We start from the raw sequence: 14,685 nt of genomic DNA, 5'->3' as shown, positions 1-14,685 counted from the left end.
TCCAAAAAGTAGTTCAGCACAGACAATGTTTCCTGTGGTGTCTACTTTTTGGGGGGGCGCATTTCAGTTTGAGGTGCAGTTTTTGCGCCGTTTCACGGATCTTGCGAAACACGAAGTTGATCGGCGCGTTCGTTCGCGGCCAAGACGGCCCGGTGGATCAAATCGTCCATCCTGCCTTCCTCCAACACAGCGATGCCTGCGGCGGTGACGCCGCCAGGAGTGGTCACTTCGTCCGCCAGTGCGAGTGGTTGTCCACCAGCCAAAATCAACTTGGCGCTCCCCAGCATCATTTGGCCGACCATCATTCTTGCTGCTTTTTCCTCGATACCATATGTCATAGCCATCTGCTCCAAGACCTGCGCCATGCGAAAGACAAAGGCAGAAGCGCTGCCGGTGATGGCTGTCAGGCCGCGAATCTGTGCCTCTGAACATGCCTGATAGCGACCCAGTCCACTGAGTAGGGCCGTCAGCGTCGCGTGTTGTGCGCCTGTAACATGCTGGCCGCATGCATACAGCGTCATGGATTCGCCAATGCCCGCAGCTGTATTGGGCATAACCCATGCGACGGACGTCTCTGGTTTCAACGCTTGCGCCAGGCCGCTGACACCGATGCCCGCCGCCACGCTGACAACGAGTTGGGTTTCAACGAGGCCATGGAGTACAGTGAGTACTTCGGCGTGATCCTCCGGGGGCATGGCCAGGACAATCACATCAGACTTTGTCACTTCACCTGACCAGTCTGTCACTGTGCGAACGCCGTAGCGCTCTTTTAATGCGGTAAGTCGCTTCGAATTGGCGCGATTCGTCACAGTGATATCCCAAACTGGTTCGTCATTCTGTTGGACTAATCCGTGAACAATGGCTTGAGCCATCCGTCCAGCGCCGATGAATAGGATTCGCGTTGTTTGCAAAGCAATTGCCTCCTTCGTCATATTGTTAGTTTATCGTGCACGCGGGGGAAGTGCCATGTACGATGGCGTACGCGGTATAATACAGATATTGCCGATCACTGGTATAGATAGGTAGTGTGAGTGACTAGCCTTCGGTATCGCGATGATAGTGAGGTGGAGCCAATGGATTTTAGTTCGGTTGAGATAAATTGATAACGACAATGCAGGTAGGTATCGTCAAGAAAATGTTGTGATCAGTGGCGCAAAACACAAGCATCCAGCACATTATCTGGTACCGGAAGAAATGGAACGGCTCATCGCTCATTATCATGAACAATGGAAGATGTTACACCCGTCGAGTGAGCAGCGCTGCTGCATGGCGAGTTCGTGAAGAACCATCCTTTTGTCGACGGCAATGGGAGGACCGCCAGATTACTGATGAATTTTGAGCTGATGCAAAGTGGATTTCCTCCAGCGGTCATTAAGAAGGAGATGCGTCCGAGGTATTACGAATCATTAGATTTGGCTCATACAACTGGGCAGTATGAAGCATTTGTAGAATTGGTTACACGTTGTGTGAATGAAAGTTTGGACCTTTATTTGAAGCGTGATCGATAACTGACAAATTGGGTTTCACTGTATATCTATAAGATTGGTTGGGCATTTTCCTCATGGCGGCGGAACGAGATGGAGGTCGTTGGCCTGATGCGAAAGACAAAGTTGATATTGATTGAAGGGATCCCTGGATCCGGCAAGTCTTCGACTGCTCAATACATCATGCGCTGTCTAGCACAAGCAGGGACATCCTGCAGATGGTTTTACGAAGAAGACCTTCACCACCCGGTCTATATATTTGACGACGAAGCCTCGATGAGGAGCGTAATTGCCGACTTGGCGACAGGGCAATTCCCAAAAACCATCAATGCTGCGATAGCGCGTTGGCGCCAGTTTTCCATTGATGTACAGTCTTCAGATAATGTGACTGTAATTGATAGTTGTCTGTTTGGCTACCTCAGTTGGAGCCTTTTTCCGAATGGGGCCACAAGAGAAGAAATTCTTCATTACATAATGCGCGTAGAGCAGATTTTGCAACCTTGCAATCCTGTTTTGCTATATTTCTATCAGCGTGACGTGGAGACGGCATTGGCCAAAATCATTCAAAGGCGTGGTCCTGGCACCGAAAGTCACTTTATCTCCGCTGCGACAGCGTCCATTTACGGCAAGTCTCGTGGACTATCGGGATTCGCAGGGACGGTCTCCTACTGGAACACATATCGGAGCATGACGGATGCTGCGTTTGAAGGCAGTACAATGACGAAAATCGCCATTGACAATTCGGATGGGGAGTGGGGCGATTACTATCGGCGGATCGTCAATTTTTTACGCCTTGCGCCGCTTCAGGAACCCCAACTGTCACTTGAGTTCATCGACAGGTATGTGGGTACATATCGAGAGCTGACGGAGGAAGATCCGATTGTCCTGAACATTGATGCCGATGGTGGCTTGCTTCACGTCAGCGGTCATCCACTCATCTGGCCGAATACCCCTTTGCTTCCATGCACGGAATCATCTTTTTACGTGGCCTCTCTCCCATTTACATTGGAATTTCAGATGGACGTGACAAATGGCACGGAAGGTTTCGTCTTGGCCGGACCGGATCAAATGGCAGGTAGCATCTCGGCATCTTTTGTTCGTTTGTCGTGAATTTGTAAGCGGTTGAGAATGTCATCTCACAAACTCCGTGAATATCTGTCCAAAGAAAGCAAGAATGAACAGGAAACTTGATTCGCAATGGATTACGATGGGATACGAAGGAGATGGCGGTTTTGGAATGGCCGCGCAGGAACTTTCCATATTTCACGCCAAGGTATTGTACGTCGCGCTTAAGTACGGATACGACTCCCCAGAGTCCTTCGCTAAAGCATTCCGTAAAGCGCACGGAATTTCTCCTTCGGAAGCGCGAGCCCAAGGGGTTGAACTGAAGGCCTATCCGCGTATATCCTTCCATCTACCATTGAAGGGAGATCAGGAAATGGACTACAAAATTGTGAGCCGAGAGGGCTTTACGGTGATCGGAAAGATGTGGAATGTCTCTTGTAAGGATGGCGAGAATTTTAGGAGAATCCCGGAGTTTTGGCAACAATGTCATACCGATGGAACCATCGAACGGCTCTGCGAGCTCTCTCCAGGCAAAGACGTGCTTGGGATTTGCATGGACATGAATCACGATACGGAAGAACTCACCTATGGAATCGGTGTGGAAGGACAAGTGAACGCCCTGGAGGATGGTTGGGCAGCAAGGGATATTCCGGCATGCAATTGGGCCGTGTTTACTTCTATAGGTCCATTGCCTCATACGCTTCAAGCGGTTTGGAAACGGATCTTCGAAGCGTTTTTCCCAGCTACGGGATATCAGCATGCCGGAGCCCCAGAGCTCGAGGTTTATCCTCTGGGAGATACGACCGCAGATGATTACCGGTGTGAAGTATGGATTCCTGTCGTGAAGAATGAACAGAAGATAGGCTGAGAATCGGTGGGCGTCTGTCTGGTTTTGCCTGAATTCTGATGGGATTGTGCATTGAACTCCAAAAGGAACCAGGTGCCCAATCAGGGCACCTGGTTCGTCAGAACGGCAGGTGTTCGGGTTTAAAATCACTGCTTAGTAAGCGTAATCCTGTCGGAAACACCGTTAGATTTAATCGTGACGTAAGCAGTGGATGCTGTGATGTTGTAGCCTTTAAGCTCGGGATTAATAGGTATGCTTACTGAATTTTCCTGAATATTATTGTAAAATAGGTTCTTCTGTTGCTTGCCTGCTTGTGAATCAAACGTTAATGAAACTTTACTAGGCATCTGTTTACCGTTGTATCTCAAATTCAATACGCCATAAGGATAACTGAATTCTTTGCCTTTTACAGTTTCATACGCATACTGTACAGTCCACTTACTGTCGTGTCCAGCGTATCGATGAATATTCGTGACCTGAATTGGCTTGGCATCTGCGAATGTGAACGTGACTTTGTCATTCTTGCTATTCAAAGTAGACCATTTGAACACGAGTGGAGGTGTCTTCGCTAACCCATTCGGAATTGGTAGCATGGATATCGCGCTTTCTTGTGTTCCTGGCTGAATTGGTGGGCCTCCAGGACTAACGCTTTTTGAGCCTTCCCACAACATCGTTGACTCGGTCATAGATAACGTTTTTTTACCTATATAGATCAGTGAAACTTCATAATATGGACCAGGTTTTAGTAATGATTTGTATATTGCAAGTGCCCAATTCCCGGAGGTGATTTCAACTGGTTGAATAGACTTTACCGTTCCTTCGGAAACAGTCGTATGAGATATCGATTGCTGTCGTATCGTATTGATACCAATCAGAAAAATGATGACTGCAGCACATGCAGCCCCTATTGGCCCTAGTCGTTTTAATAACGTTTTGAACCGACCATGACCTTTTTGAGCTTGGGTTGCTAGCTCGATCTTACTCCATATTTCTTCGCTCTTATCAGGGGGCATCTCCACTTTTGATAAATCGGAATAAAGTTTAATTGGATCCTTTGCTTCAGACATTATGGATTCACCTCCTCGGCATTTGCCCCTAATAAACAACGTAGACTCGCGATCGCGCGGTAATCTGTGGTTCGAACCTTTCCTTGAGACCATCCTAGAATTTGTGCTGTCTCTGCTATAGACAAGTTTTCAATGTGACGAAGCATAAAGACTTGTCGATATGTTTTTTTCAAGGACATAAGCGCTTGTTCAAGTACCATTGCGGTTTCAACCGCTAACGTTTCGTCCGAAATAAATGGCGGTTCATATTGGAACATGAATCTTTCCCGTTTTTTCTGTTTTCGCATGTAATCATGCATGTAGTTGCGAGCGATACTTAACAACCATGTCTTTTCATGCGCACCGTGACGAAAATTATCCCAAGAACGTAGTGCACGAAGAAATACTTCTTGTACTACGTCGTATGCAATCGAAGCATCTCCCAATGTGTACCGAGCAAATCTGTATATGTCCTGATGGTAACGATTGTATAATTCGCGAATGATTTCAGTGTCCTGATGTGCTGGCGCCAATCGCAGCAGTCCCCCCTTTTTTGTCTGTGTACTTAATTTAGACGTTGTAAATTTAAAATGATCACAGTGAAAAGAAAATTTCTTATTTATGGACTTCAATTCACCTTCGAAAAACGAGTGATCCACGCTTTTTCAGGGATGCCAGCCATCGTGCTCTTTTCGGCAAAACTGAACATTTCTTCCCTGAGGGGATGGAACCACCAGCATCACCGTGAAAATGTCTGGCAATCAAAGCATCGCTGATGTGCGCAAAGGTGTAGGATGATTTCAAGATAAATAGCGAGGAAGGTAGGGAATGAAATGGACGGGATGCAGATACTGCAAGATGCGTGTGCAAGGGCTGCAGCTCATGCGAAGGAGGGCGCCCGTAAGGATGGTATCCCATTTTATTACAAGGATAGCGCTGATCGTCAGGTGAAGGAATCTCTTTTTCTCCCTACGTCTGAAGCACCCCACAAGGAGGAATCGTCATGCTGAATTTCAAACAAATGGCGCCTCGTTTTGTGCAGGCACACTTCGGTAACCGGGCCCAAAATCTTGTTCCACTCGCTGCTGGTGATTGGTCACAAGCGTATTCCTTTCTGCTCGACGGACAAGAAATGGTGATTCGCTTCGGTCTCCATCTGGAGGATTTCGAAAAGGACCATGCGATGGGCGCATATTCCTCGGATTTGCTTCCGATTCCAAAGGTTTACGAAGTTGGCGAGGCAGAAAGCGCGTTCTACGCCGTGTCTGAGCGAGTTTCAGGAAAACCGCTTGATGCACTGAACGGCCCAGAGATACAACTCGTTTTGCCGCAATTGTTCGATGCACTCGATGAACTGCAAAAACTTGATCTTACAGGCACAAAAGAAGTTGGACTCTGGCGACCGGATGGAACTGGTCCGCGTTGGGGCGACTCGCTTCTCACTGTGGCCGAGCCTCGTGAGCGACTATCAGGTTGGCGCGAAAGACTGGACACCTCGCCACAGGATGCGCGTGTCTTCGATGCAGGTGTAGAAAAACTGCGTAGGCTTGCAGCGCAACTGCCAGAGTATCGCGGGATCGTCCACAATGATCTCTTGAACCGAAACGTGCTGGTGGACGCTGGGAGAGTAACCGGGATTATCGATTGGGGAAATGCGTTTTATGGCGATCCGCTCTATGACAATGCATGGTTTCTTTACTGGTGGTCTTGGTATCCAGCTTGGCAGGACATCGATCTGCAGGAAATGCTGGATTGTCACTGGGCCAAGCACGGCGGCCAGCCTACAGAGATGAAAGCGCGACTTCTCTGTTATCTCATCCACATTGGTCTCGACCATATTGCCTACAGTGCCTTCCGGCAACGCCCTGTGGAAATGAGACGCCATGCCGAACGAGTGTTGACTTACATTTAAAAATGCCTCATACGATCACGCCAACAGTTGCGCCATCGCGATCGACTTATAGAGTGAGAAAGGAAGTGAGATGGCGTGAACGACAATGAGGATGTAGTGCGAGCGAAGGAGGGGGATACAAAAGCATTCGAAAGGCTGGTGGAGAAACATATCTCGAGCGTTCTGCAAGTGGTCAAACGCATTCTGCCCTCTGGCGAAATTGACGATGTCGTACAGGATGTATGGTTGCATGTTTTTGTCGGGTTAGACGGACTGCGCGAACCAGCGTTGTTTGAGAAATGGATCAGGACAATCGCCTACAATCGGGCCATGCAATGGCACCGCAAAAGTTACGCGGAAACAGCAGGGCCTGGTGTATACATCTGTTCTGAGTGTGTGGAGGAATGTGCAAAGATTTTAGACGAACAGCGAGTTGCTGATAAATAACTGAAAAAACACGACAAGACATTTGCCGAAGCGTGCTTGTTCTAATCGGATTTACTGATTAGACATACAAGCAGCGTGTCCCATGATGTGAAAGTGACATCATGGGCGTTTTGGATCACAGGTGTCTATATGAGGAACTTCCTCATTTCTCTGTTCCTCGCTCGGTTGATGGTCAGCATTAAACGCCCAACCGATAAATCGCAAATCGTTCGTACGGGTTATTTCCGTACAAATCTTCTAAAGCAACTTCCCTCTGAAGCTCAAATGGGGTTTCATTTTCCAAGAAGAACGTGTAGTCGTCTGCAGGGTAGTATAAAAGCATGTTCAATTCTCTAGGTGTTTTTTCAAATGATCTCAAGATATTGCCGACAACCTTCATGAAGATTTGGACTGAGAATGGGTTAAAAAAATAAAAGCAATCATCAGATGGATGGACACGATAGTCTTCGGCCAGGCAGCGTTGGAACTGAATCTCTCCTTTACCCACTTTGGTCCCTTTGAGGTAGTTCCTCAAATTGTCTTGCGCGTCCTGATAGAAAGTCTCGTTCATTTCGACGCCAACAACGGATGTCTGAAAAAGGTGATGGACAAAAAAGCACAACCTGCCTTTTCCGCATCCGAAATCAACCAACCGGTTTTTGTTTTTGATTTCATACCTTTCAAAAAGCCGTTCGAGTGCAGTGTAAGGAGTAGGTTCATAGGGATAGTAGTGGAACCCACTTGGGAATTGTTGTTTTCCACCCGTCTTGATATGCAGCAATTTATCATAGTACTGTTCCTTCATCTGATTGTATCTCCTAGTCGTGTATTCACGCTGTGCTACCCCAAAAAGTATACATGGTGTGTTCCTTTGGTTAAACCAGGTGGATAAAATCACTGCGATAAAGTGAGACAAAATAGAGCTTTTCACGTCTAATTGTACGAAGGAATCGAGGGGGTGGTTGTTTCACGTGCCAGATCAAAACACATCAAAAGAAACACTCCGGTCACTTTATGACCGTTATTCTAATGATATTTTCCGGTATGCGTATTCGGTATTGGGGGACTCGGGGGACGCTTACGATGCCGTACAAGAGGTGTTCTTGCGCGCACATCGGGCAATGAACAGCTTTCGGCACGATGCCCACCCAAAAACGTGGCTCATGGCGATAGCTCGGAATTATACCGTCGATGTTCTCCGTAAAAAACAAAAGGATAGAAAATATCTGACGTATCAAGATGTACTTGAGTTCAGCGATGTGTCAACGTCTCTTGAGGCGGTGATGGAGCTGAAAGACGCGATCTCTCAACTGAAGCATGATTATCGCGAAGTATTGGTTTTGCGATATGTAGACGAATTTTCCATTCGCGAAACGGCATTATTACTGGGATGGTCCGAGAAAAAGATACGAAATACAGCGCACCGAGCGATGACGAAGCTGCGCGAAATCCTGGGAGATGAACCGCAAGTATGAAATCCGAACAAGAAACACTTGAAAAACTGTCAGCACTCGCAAAAGTGAAAATGTCAGCCCAGAAGCAGAAAGAAATCTGGGAAATCATCGGAATAAAGATAGACGAAACGAAACCTAGGCCGGTAAAATATCACATAAGCATTTGGAAAACAGGGGCTGCAGTTGCAACTGCCATTGTCCTCGCTGCTGGCGGGGTTTATGCAGTTTCGAACAAGCGTGCACAGTTTCAAAATCGAGCAGGGCAAATGACGAGCGCACACCAGACAAATGCCTTTGACGTCAAGCAAACAACTGCCGTTCACAAGACGCAGAATCAAGTGGCGGTACCCAATTTGATTGGGACATCGATGCAAGTGGCAAAACGTATTTTGTCCAGTGCGGGATTGGAATTGGCGCCTGTTGGATCAGGGTATGCAGTGCGTCAAAGTATTTCAGCAGGGATATTAGTACCAAGAGGAACAAAAATTTCTGTTACATTCTCCGGAGTAGCACAATAAAAGCGATTTTGGGGATGGTTGTATATCGACGTGATCAAACAAAGCTGACATTTGGTATCGTGCAGTCATACAGCTATCAGCGGTGATCGACCAAAGCGTTTCATTTTATGTAGGCGGGTTGCGCCATGCGTGTTCTGAGAAGCCCCTGCCTTTAGGCATGGGGAGTGGTCACGCCAAGAAACGGGGGATTCATCGTGTTGCTCAAAGGTAAAGTGGCTAGCGGGATGGGCAATTTCTCTTACTGGATTGATAAGCTTGATAAATACTACACATTAAAAACGGGGATGCAATTGTTTCCGGGAACGCTCAATATACAATTAGATGCGCCGTTTAGTATGCCGAAGAGTGTGTTGCGTCTAGAAGGGGATGAGTATGGAGGCACAGTTTCAGTCAGTATTCTCCCGTGCAAGATTTTTGGACGGGATGCTTTTCTCTTGCGGACAGATAAAAATGAATCAGGTTTAGGAGATCACCCGAAGACCATTATAGAAATTGCGACAGATGTCAAACTTCGTGACGCGTACGGATTAAACGATGGAGATATTGTAGAAGTTGAGATCCCTAAATCATCTGTATGATCTGGTAGGCAATCACGCGTGATGCGCCTCGTAACAGCAGAACGATAAAATATCGGTCAATCTGGGCGAAGCGGATGGTATGGCACTACGGTGTCAATTGATTTTTAGGTTGGGGGGAAAAGAAATGGCAGAGGTCCTTCTATTTCACCACGCGTTGGGCCGGACAGCGGGTGTTTTCGCTTTCGCCGACGAATTGAGACGCGCAGGCCACACCGTGCACGTGCCCGATCTTTTCGAGGGGCGCACGTTCGCGACCATTGATGAGGGCTTGGCATATGTCGAACAGATTGGATTTGAAGCAATTATGGAACGCGGCGCGCGTGAAGCGAGCCAATTGCCTGCTGAGATGGTCTATGCGGGTTTTTCGCTCGGCGTGGTGGCAGCCCAACAGCTCGCTCAAACCCGTGCAGGCGCTCGCGGCGCACTGTTCTTCTACTCGTGTGTGCCGACATCGATGTTCGGAACACCATGGCCCACAGACGTTCCGGTACAAATTCATGGCATGGACCGAGACCCCTTCTTTGTCGAGGAGGGCGACCTTGAGGCGGCGCGTGAGTTGGTCGCATCCGCCAACCATGCGGAACTCTTTCTTTATCCTGGCGATCAGCACTATTTCGCTGACAGCAGCCTGCCATCGTACGACGCAGATGCGACGGCACTGTTGATACGACGCGTACTCGACTTTCTCCGCTCACTACGCGCATAGCCAAAAAGTAGCCCTAAGGGTCGGGGTAAGATGTTTTAACACATTCATTCCAGCACGACTCGTTATATATATTGATGACAAGGCGATGTCTCATTTCATAAAGGAGCGTGCAAGCGATGACGGTTTCCAAAATATCCATACCACACGTGGATGCGCTTACACAGGAAAGTATCACGGATGATCAAGCGCAGTTCTTTTTGGACAACGGATTTCTCGTAGTTCGCAACGTATTGCAAGATGTAGAGTTAAAGCAAGTTCAAGATGAAATGACGGTCCTTTACCAGCGCGGCGCAAGTCAAGTGGTGGACCATCCCGACTATATGTATGGCAAAGGCAGCCTGAGTGGGAAGGACGTCCTGCGCCGCATTGAGTATGTCATTGACAAAAGCGATGTGATGAAGGCGCTCTTGGGGCATCCGTTCATTTTGCGATCCGTTGAAAAATTGCAGGGGCAGAACTTCGTTCCCACCTGGGATTCAATGGTGTTGAAAGCGCCCAATGAAGGGGTGATCGTCGAGTGGCATCGCGATGCGGAAGTTCCGGAACAATGCACGGATTCAGGCCCGATTTTCAATGTGGACTTCTACTTGGATGAAGCAGATCTGCAAACGTGCTTATGGGTGATTCCAGGCAGCAACAAGTGGAGCAAGGAGCAGTCTATTGCACGGTGTAGCCGACCTGGATTCTATACGGATGATGCGGTTCCGGTTCCAATGCAGCCGGGGGATGTGATATTCCACAATATCTTGCTGTTGCATGGTTCACCGAGCGGGCAAGGAAACCCGCTGCGCCGTACTGTCTACTATGAATTCCGGCCGGGAGAAATTGAAATGGAATTTGGCCCGCACACTTTGGAATACATTGCGTTGAAACAACACATGCTCTTTGACTGCATTGAACGACGCAAACAAACTGCTTACACAGCGGCGGAAAATGCATATACGTACACGCCTGATGGCGCATTCGCCATTCACGAGGCCAAAAAACCTGACACATATCGCTACCCTCACCAAAGCTTCTTTCGCAAATAAATCAGCATGGACGGTCCCCTTCCTCTTTCTGGGGAGGGGATACGTATCATCAACCCTCTCTGTCTACTCCACCGGTTGCTTTTTTTCCTAATCACAGTGAAACTGTTAAAAGTGCATTCTGTTTGATCAGGGAACGAAGGAGCTTTTGTGCATGTTTGAACTGCCGATACCAGACTACATTCAACTGATTGCCGATCATTTGCAGATGAAAGCGACGCAAGTGCGCGCGGCGATTCAACTATTTGACGAAGGAAACACGATTCCTTTTATTGCCCGCTATCGCAAAGAGATGACGGGGGAATTGGACGAGAATCAATTGCGCGACATTGCCAGCCGCTATGAATCCGAGCAATCGCTCTATGGCCGAAAATGTGATGTGCTGCGACTCCTAGAGGAGCATGGCGCATTTGCCGACGATACGACTGCGGCGCAACTGGCCAAATCGGTCGAAGCGGCGCAGACCATCACGGAAGTGGATGACATCTATCGACCGTTTCGTCCGAAGCGCAAAACGCGCGCATCGGTTGCCAAAGCGCGTGGCCTTGAACCACTGACACAGTGGCTCAAGGCGGCGAGCAAAGCGACACAGGGAGAAAAGGTGGATGAACAGGCCGTGTTGGCGTACGCTAGCCAATTTGTCTCCGAAGAAAAAGAGGTGGCTTCCGCGCTGGAGGCTTTGCAGGGGGCTGCAGACATTTTTGCCGAAGAGGTGGCAGATGACGCGCAGTCCCGCAAATGGGTGCGCGATAGCACATTTCGGCAGGGGACACTGCAAAGTGTCGCTGCAAATCCGGATGCAGAAAGTGTGTATGAGGCGTATTACGCGTTTTCCGAGCGGATCGCCAAAGCTGCGCCACACCGCATTTTGGCGATGAACCGCGGCGAGCGCGAGGAATTCTTGAAACTGACCATCATTGCGCCGCAAGAGGACATTCTCCAATATTTGCTGCGGCGACATGTGCCCAAAGCGCGCGCAGGCGTAGGACAGGTCAATTATGCTGCCCAAGTGTTGGCCGATGCCGTCAGTGACGGGTATAAGCGGTTGTTGGCGCCGGCGATTGAACGGGACATTCGCGGTGAATTGACAGAGAAAGCGGAAGCGCACGCCATCCAGATCTTCGGCGAAAACTTGCGAAATCTCCTGATGCAACCGCCGCTGCGTGGGCGGAATGTGCTTGGGGTCGATCCGGCGTATCGCACGGGTTGCAAGTTGGCTGTCGTCGATGATACAGGGAAAATGCTGGAAGTGGCCGTGATTTATCCGACGCCGCCGCAGAGTAAAGTGGAAGAGGCGAAGGCAGTCATTTTGCGGCTCATCGCCAAATATGATATCGGTTTGATCTCGATTGGCAATGGCACCGCATCGCGGGAGACGGAAGCGTTTATCGCTGAATGTGTCCGTCTGGTCAAGGCGTCCGAGGACAAGACAGTGCCTTATGTGATAGTGTCCGAAGCGGGGGCGAGCGTGTACTCGGCATCACCGCTGGCAGGCGAAGAATTTCCGGATTTGGATGTCTCCGAGCGCAGTGCCATCTCGATTGCCAGGCGCATTCAAGATCCGTTGGCAGAGCTGGTCAAGATTGATCCAAAGTCGGTGGGCGTAGGGCAGTACCAACACGATGTGACACAAAAGAAATTGGACGAGCAGCTAGGCGCGGTCGTGGAGACGGCGGTCAACCAGGTGGGGGTGGACGTCAACACGGCTTCCGCGAGTCTGTTGTCCTATGTGGCTGGCCTCAACAAGACCGTTGCGCGCAAATTGGTGGAATTTCGCGAGCAGAACGGGCGCTTTCCGTCGCGGAAAACGTTGGCGAAGGTGCCGCGGCTCGGACCCAAGACACTCGAACAGTGCGTTGGCTTTTTGCGAGTTCTGGATGGGGATGAGGTGCTTGACGCCACGCCGATACACCCGGAATCGTATACTGCGGTCGCTTTGCTCATCAAGCAGGCGGGCGGGGATAAGACGTTGCTGGCGAATGCGGAACGACGTAAAGCCTGGATCCAAGAAATGCGGTCCATCCCGCCCGAGACCTTAAGTTTGCAGACGGGCATCGGTGTGCCAACATTGCGGGACATACTTGATGCGCTTGAGCAACCAGGGCGAGATCCACGTGAAGATGTACCCGCCCCTGTGTTGCGGACGGATGTCTTGAAGTTGGAAGACCTTGAAGTGGGCATGGTGCTCACAGGAACCATTCGCAATGTCGTCGATTTTGGCGCGTTTGTCGACGTGGGCGTGAAAAATGACGGACTGGTGCACATCTCGCAACTGTCGAATCAGTTTGTCAAACATCCGATGGATGTGGTGGCCGTAGGGGATATCGTCAAAGTGCGCGTGATGCAAATTGATTTGCAAAAGCAAAGGCTCGGGTTGACTATGAAAGGGCTGGAGCACGAACCAGCGCCAGCGCGCGTGTAGTGTCGCATCAGATAACGGCAAATAAATCGCCGTTTCCAAGCGGGCTGGCAGGTGAGACACCGCCTGCCCTTTGGATAAAGGGCGATGATTCGCTGCATTGGGTGTCAAGTAGATATATGCCACGTGAATGTATCAAAACCATTTTTTCTTGCGAAAGAAGAACCACAGACCAATCACCGACGCGATGATCCATGCCCAAATCCATACGTAGCCATACCGCCAATTGTATTCCGGCACTTTGACGTTGGTGCCGTATAAACCGACGATAAACGACAGCGGCATGAAAAAGGTGCTGACAATGGTCAAGGTTTTCATGATGTTGTTCATCCGGTCGCTCTTGATGGCCATCTGCAAATCCAACAGGCCGGTCAAAGCTTCGCGAAAATTGTCGATGCCGTCGACGATGCGGTTGATGTGATCGAACAAATCGGTCATATACACGTAATTTTCTTGCGCTGTGAATGGAAAACTCGTATGCATCAAGGATTCGATCACGGTGCGCTCTTCACTGAACACACGTCTGATTTTATGGATTTTGCGCTTCGTTGAGAAAATTTCCGAGGCAATCGAGGCCTGTGGATTGTCGTAGACTTGACTCTCCATATCATCGACTTGGTCTTCGATGGCATCGAGAAAATCTAAATAGTGGTGAACGCAGAGATCCAAAAACTCATAGAGAATTCTGCCGGGATCTTTCATTTTTTCTGGCGACTGCTCGAATTCCTGTTCCAATTCTTTGAGAAAAGGCATGGGTTCGGTCAAGACGGCGATGACGAAGTTCTTGCCCATGACCACGAAAATTTCAATGAGCTCCCAATCGTCTTTGATGAAATAAAACGGGAAAAAAGCGTGATTTTGATAGACGTTCAATTTAGGGCGGTTCTCGTGTTCCAGACATTTTTCAATGATCATGGGATGACAATGGTACATGCTGCCGAGCACATGTTTGATTTCCTGTTGATTGGGGTGAAGCAATGCCAAAAAGGCGTGTTCGTCATCATGAACTGGCCGATGGTTGGTATGTGTCACGGCATCGTTGCGGTAAACCAACAAATTGATTTCTCACCTTTCAACATAGATATCCAGAGACTTCAATCGATACCTTGGTGCGCGCCATCCGAGATGCGCTGATAGACGGCATATTCATGCGTACTGCCTGTGCGGAACCATTGCGCAAGTCGCCTTATGTTCGATTCTATCACTTGGCTTCAAAGTGGGGG

Annotated in this window: 16 protein-coding genes; 11 read left to right on the top strand and 5 right to left on the bottom strand. The window is 49.1% G+C overall.

Annotated features, from left to right (window positions below):
• Positions 1-92: 92 nt before the first annotated feature.
• On the bottom strand, positions 93-911 hold the full coding sequence (gene proC / locus ACFSB2_RS15650; protein WP_377944028.1) for a pyrroline-5-carboxylate reductase: 819 nt from the start codon (positions 909-911) through the stop codon (positions 93-95).
• Positions 912-1,259: 348 nt separating this feature from the next.
• Between proC and ACFSB2_RS15645 the strand changes: the two genes are divergently transcribed.
• The 3 genes from ACFSB2_RS15645 (at position 1,260) to ACFSB2_RS15635 (ending at position 3,417) form a co-directional block, all read left to right on the top strand.
• Positions 1,260-1,508: a Fic family protein gene (locus ACFSB2_RS15645; RefSeq protein ID WP_377944169.1), complete on the top strand. Its 249-nt coding sequence runs from the start codon at positions 1,260-1,262 to the stop codon at positions 1,506-1,508.
• Positions 1,509-1,595: 87 nt separating this feature from the next.
• Entirely contained in the window at positions 1,596-2,594 is a 999-nt protein-coding gene (locus tag ACFSB2_RS15640; protein WP_377944027.1) for a P-loop NTPase family protein, read from the top strand.
• Between the two features lie 97 nt (positions 2,595-2,691).
• Positions 2,692-3,417: a GyrI-like domain-containing protein gene (locus tag ACFSB2_RS15635; RefSeq protein ID WP_377944168.1), complete on the top strand. Its 726-nt coding sequence runs from the start codon at positions 2,692-2,694 to the stop codon at positions 3,415-3,417.
• A 125-nt stretch (positions 3,418-3,542) separates the two neighbouring features.
• Here ACFSB2_RS15635 and ACFSB2_RS15630 read toward each other — a convergent pair whose 3' ends face one another.
• Entirely contained in the window at positions 3,543-4,463 is a 921-nt protein-coding gene (locus ACFSB2_RS15630) for a hypothetical protein (protein WP_377944026.1), read from the bottom strand.
• Positions 4,463-4,975 carry an RNA polymerase sigma factor gene (locus ACFSB2_RS15625; RefSeq protein ID WP_377944025.1) on the bottom strand — a complete coding sequence of 171 codons (513 nt, stop codon included), beginning with the start codon at positions 4,973-4,975 and terminating at the stop codon, positions 4,463-4,465. Before ACFSB2_RS15625 ends, ACFSB2_RS15630 begins: the two co-directional genes overlap by 1 nt.
• Positions 4,976-5,445: 470 nt before the next feature.
• Here ACFSB2_RS15625 and ACFSB2_RS15620 point away from each other — a divergent pair, with 470 nt between their 5' ends.
• Positions 5,446-6,354, top strand: a complete 909-nt coding sequence (locus ACFSB2_RS15620) for a phosphotransferase family protein (protein WP_377944024.1) — start codon at positions 5,446-5,448, stop codon at positions 6,352-6,354.
• Positions 6,355-6,429: 75 nt separating this feature from the next.
• Complete coding sequence (locus ACFSB2_RS15615; RefSeq protein WP_377944023.1) at positions 6,430-6,780, top strand: RNA polymerase sigma factor; 351 nt, start codon at positions 6,430-6,432, stop codon at positions 6,778-6,780.
• Between the two features lie 178 nt (positions 6,781-6,958).
• Here the strand turns inward: ACFSB2_RS15615 and ACFSB2_RS15610 are convergent, their stop codons facing one another.
• Positions 6,959-7,564, bottom strand: a complete 606-nt coding sequence (locus tag ACFSB2_RS15610; RefSeq protein WP_377944022.1) for a methyltransferase — start codon at positions 7,562-7,564, stop codon at positions 6,959-6,961.
• 166 nt (positions 7,565-7,730) lie between these two features.
• On the opposite strand from ACFSB2_RS15610, the gene ACFSB2_RS15605 reads away from it, so the two are divergent.
• From ACFSB2_RS15605 to ACFSB2_RS15580, 6 genes are all read left to right on the top strand, one after another.
• The gene (locus ACFSB2_RS15605) at positions 7,731-8,234 is read left to right on the top strand and encodes an RNA polymerase sigma factor (RefSeq protein ID WP_377944021.1); all 504 of its coding nucleotides are present in this window, start codon (positions 7,731-7,733) and stop codon (positions 8,232-8,234) included.
• On the top strand, positions 8,231-8,731 hold the full coding sequence (locus ACFSB2_RS15600) for a PASTA domain-containing protein (RefSeq protein ID WP_377944020.1): 501 nt from the start codon (positions 8,231-8,233) through the stop codon (positions 8,729-8,731). The genes ACFSB2_RS15605 and ACFSB2_RS15600 overlap by 4 nt, the downstream gene beginning before the upstream one ends.
• A 194-nt stretch (positions 8,732-8,925) precedes the next feature.
• The gene (locus ACFSB2_RS15595; RefSeq protein ID WP_377944019.1) at positions 8,926-9,309 is read left to right on the top strand and encodes a DUF120 domain-containing protein; all 384 of its coding nucleotides are present in this window, start codon (positions 8,926-8,928) and stop codon (positions 9,307-9,309) included.
• Positions 9,310-9,433: 124 nt separating this feature from the next.
• The gene (locus tag ACFSB2_RS15590) at positions 9,434-10,015 is read left to right on the top strand and encodes a dienelactone hydrolase family protein (protein WP_377944018.1); all 582 of its coding nucleotides are present in this window, start codon (positions 9,434-9,436) and stop codon (positions 10,013-10,015) included.
• A gap of 116 nt (positions 10,016-10,131) precedes the next feature.
• On the top strand, positions 10,132-11,046 hold the full coding sequence (locus ACFSB2_RS15585; protein WP_377944017.1) for a phytanoyl-CoA dioxygenase family protein: 915 nt from the start codon (positions 10,132-10,134) through the stop codon (positions 11,044-11,046).
• 151 nt (positions 11,047-11,197) lie between these two features.
• Positions 11,198-13,465 (top strand): Tex family protein, encoded by a 2,268-nt coding sequence (locus ACFSB2_RS15580; protein WP_377944016.1) that lies wholly within the window; start codon positions 11,198-11,200, stop codon positions 13,463-13,465.
• 132 nt (positions 13,466-13,597) lie between these two features.
• Here the strand turns inward: ACFSB2_RS15580 and ACFSB2_RS15575 are convergent, their stop codons facing one another.
• Entirely contained in the window at positions 13,598-14,518 is a 921-nt protein-coding gene (locus ACFSB2_RS15575; RefSeq protein ID WP_377944015.1) for a magnesium transporter CorA family protein, read from the bottom strand.
• Positions 14,519-14,685: the final 167 nt, after the last annotated feature.

Origin of the sequence: Alicyclobacillus fodiniaquatilis (genome assembly GCF_042678105.1) — a bacterium.
Classification (GTDB): Bacteria; Bacillota; Bacilli; order Alicyclobacillales; family Alicyclobacillaceae; genus Alicyclobacillus; species Alicyclobacillus fodiniaquatilis.
Note: the sequence above shows the minus strand (reverse complement) of the source record. Positions and strands in the feature narration are given on the sequence as shown.

What these genes read in the sequence shown, in the direction of transcription:
- ACFSB2_RS15640 (WP_377944027.1), top strand. Translation starts at nt 1,596, where the DNA reads ATGCGAAAGACAAAGTTGATATTGATTGAAGGGATCCCTGGATCCGGC.
- ACFSB2_RS15635 (WP_377944168.1), top strand. Translation starts at nt 2,692, where the DNA reads ATGGGATACGAAGGAGATGGCGGTTTTGGAATGGCCGCGCAGGAACTT.
- ACFSB2_RS15630 (WP_377944026.1), bottom strand. Translation starts at nt 4,463, where the DNA reads ATGTCTGAAGCAAAGGATCCAATTAAACTTTATTCCGATTTATCAAAA.
- ACFSB2_RS15620 (WP_377944024.1), top strand. Translation starts at nt 5,446, where the DNA reads ATGCTGAATTTCAAACAAATGGCGCCTCGTTTTGTGCAGGCACACTTC.
- ACFSB2_RS15610 (WP_377944022.1), bottom strand. Translation starts at nt 7,564, where the DNA reads ATGAAGGAACAGTACTATGATAAATTGCTGCATATCAAGACGGGTGGA.
- ACFSB2_RS15600 (WP_377944020.1), top strand. Translation starts at nt 8,231, where the DNA reads ATGAAATCCGAACAAGAAACACTTGAAAAACTGTCAGCACTCGCAAAA.
- ACFSB2_RS15590 (WP_377944018.1), top strand. Translation starts at nt 9,434, where the DNA reads ATGGCAGAGGTCCTTCTATTTCACCACGCGTTGGGCCGGACAGCGGGT.
- ACFSB2_RS15585 (WP_377944017.1), top strand. Translation starts at nt 10,132, where the DNA reads ATGACGGTTTCCAAAATATCCATACCACACGTGGATGCGCTTACACAG.
- ACFSB2_RS15580 (WP_377944016.1), top strand. Translation starts at nt 11,198, where the DNA reads ATGTTTGAACTGCCGATACCAGACTACATTCAACTGATTGCCGATCAT.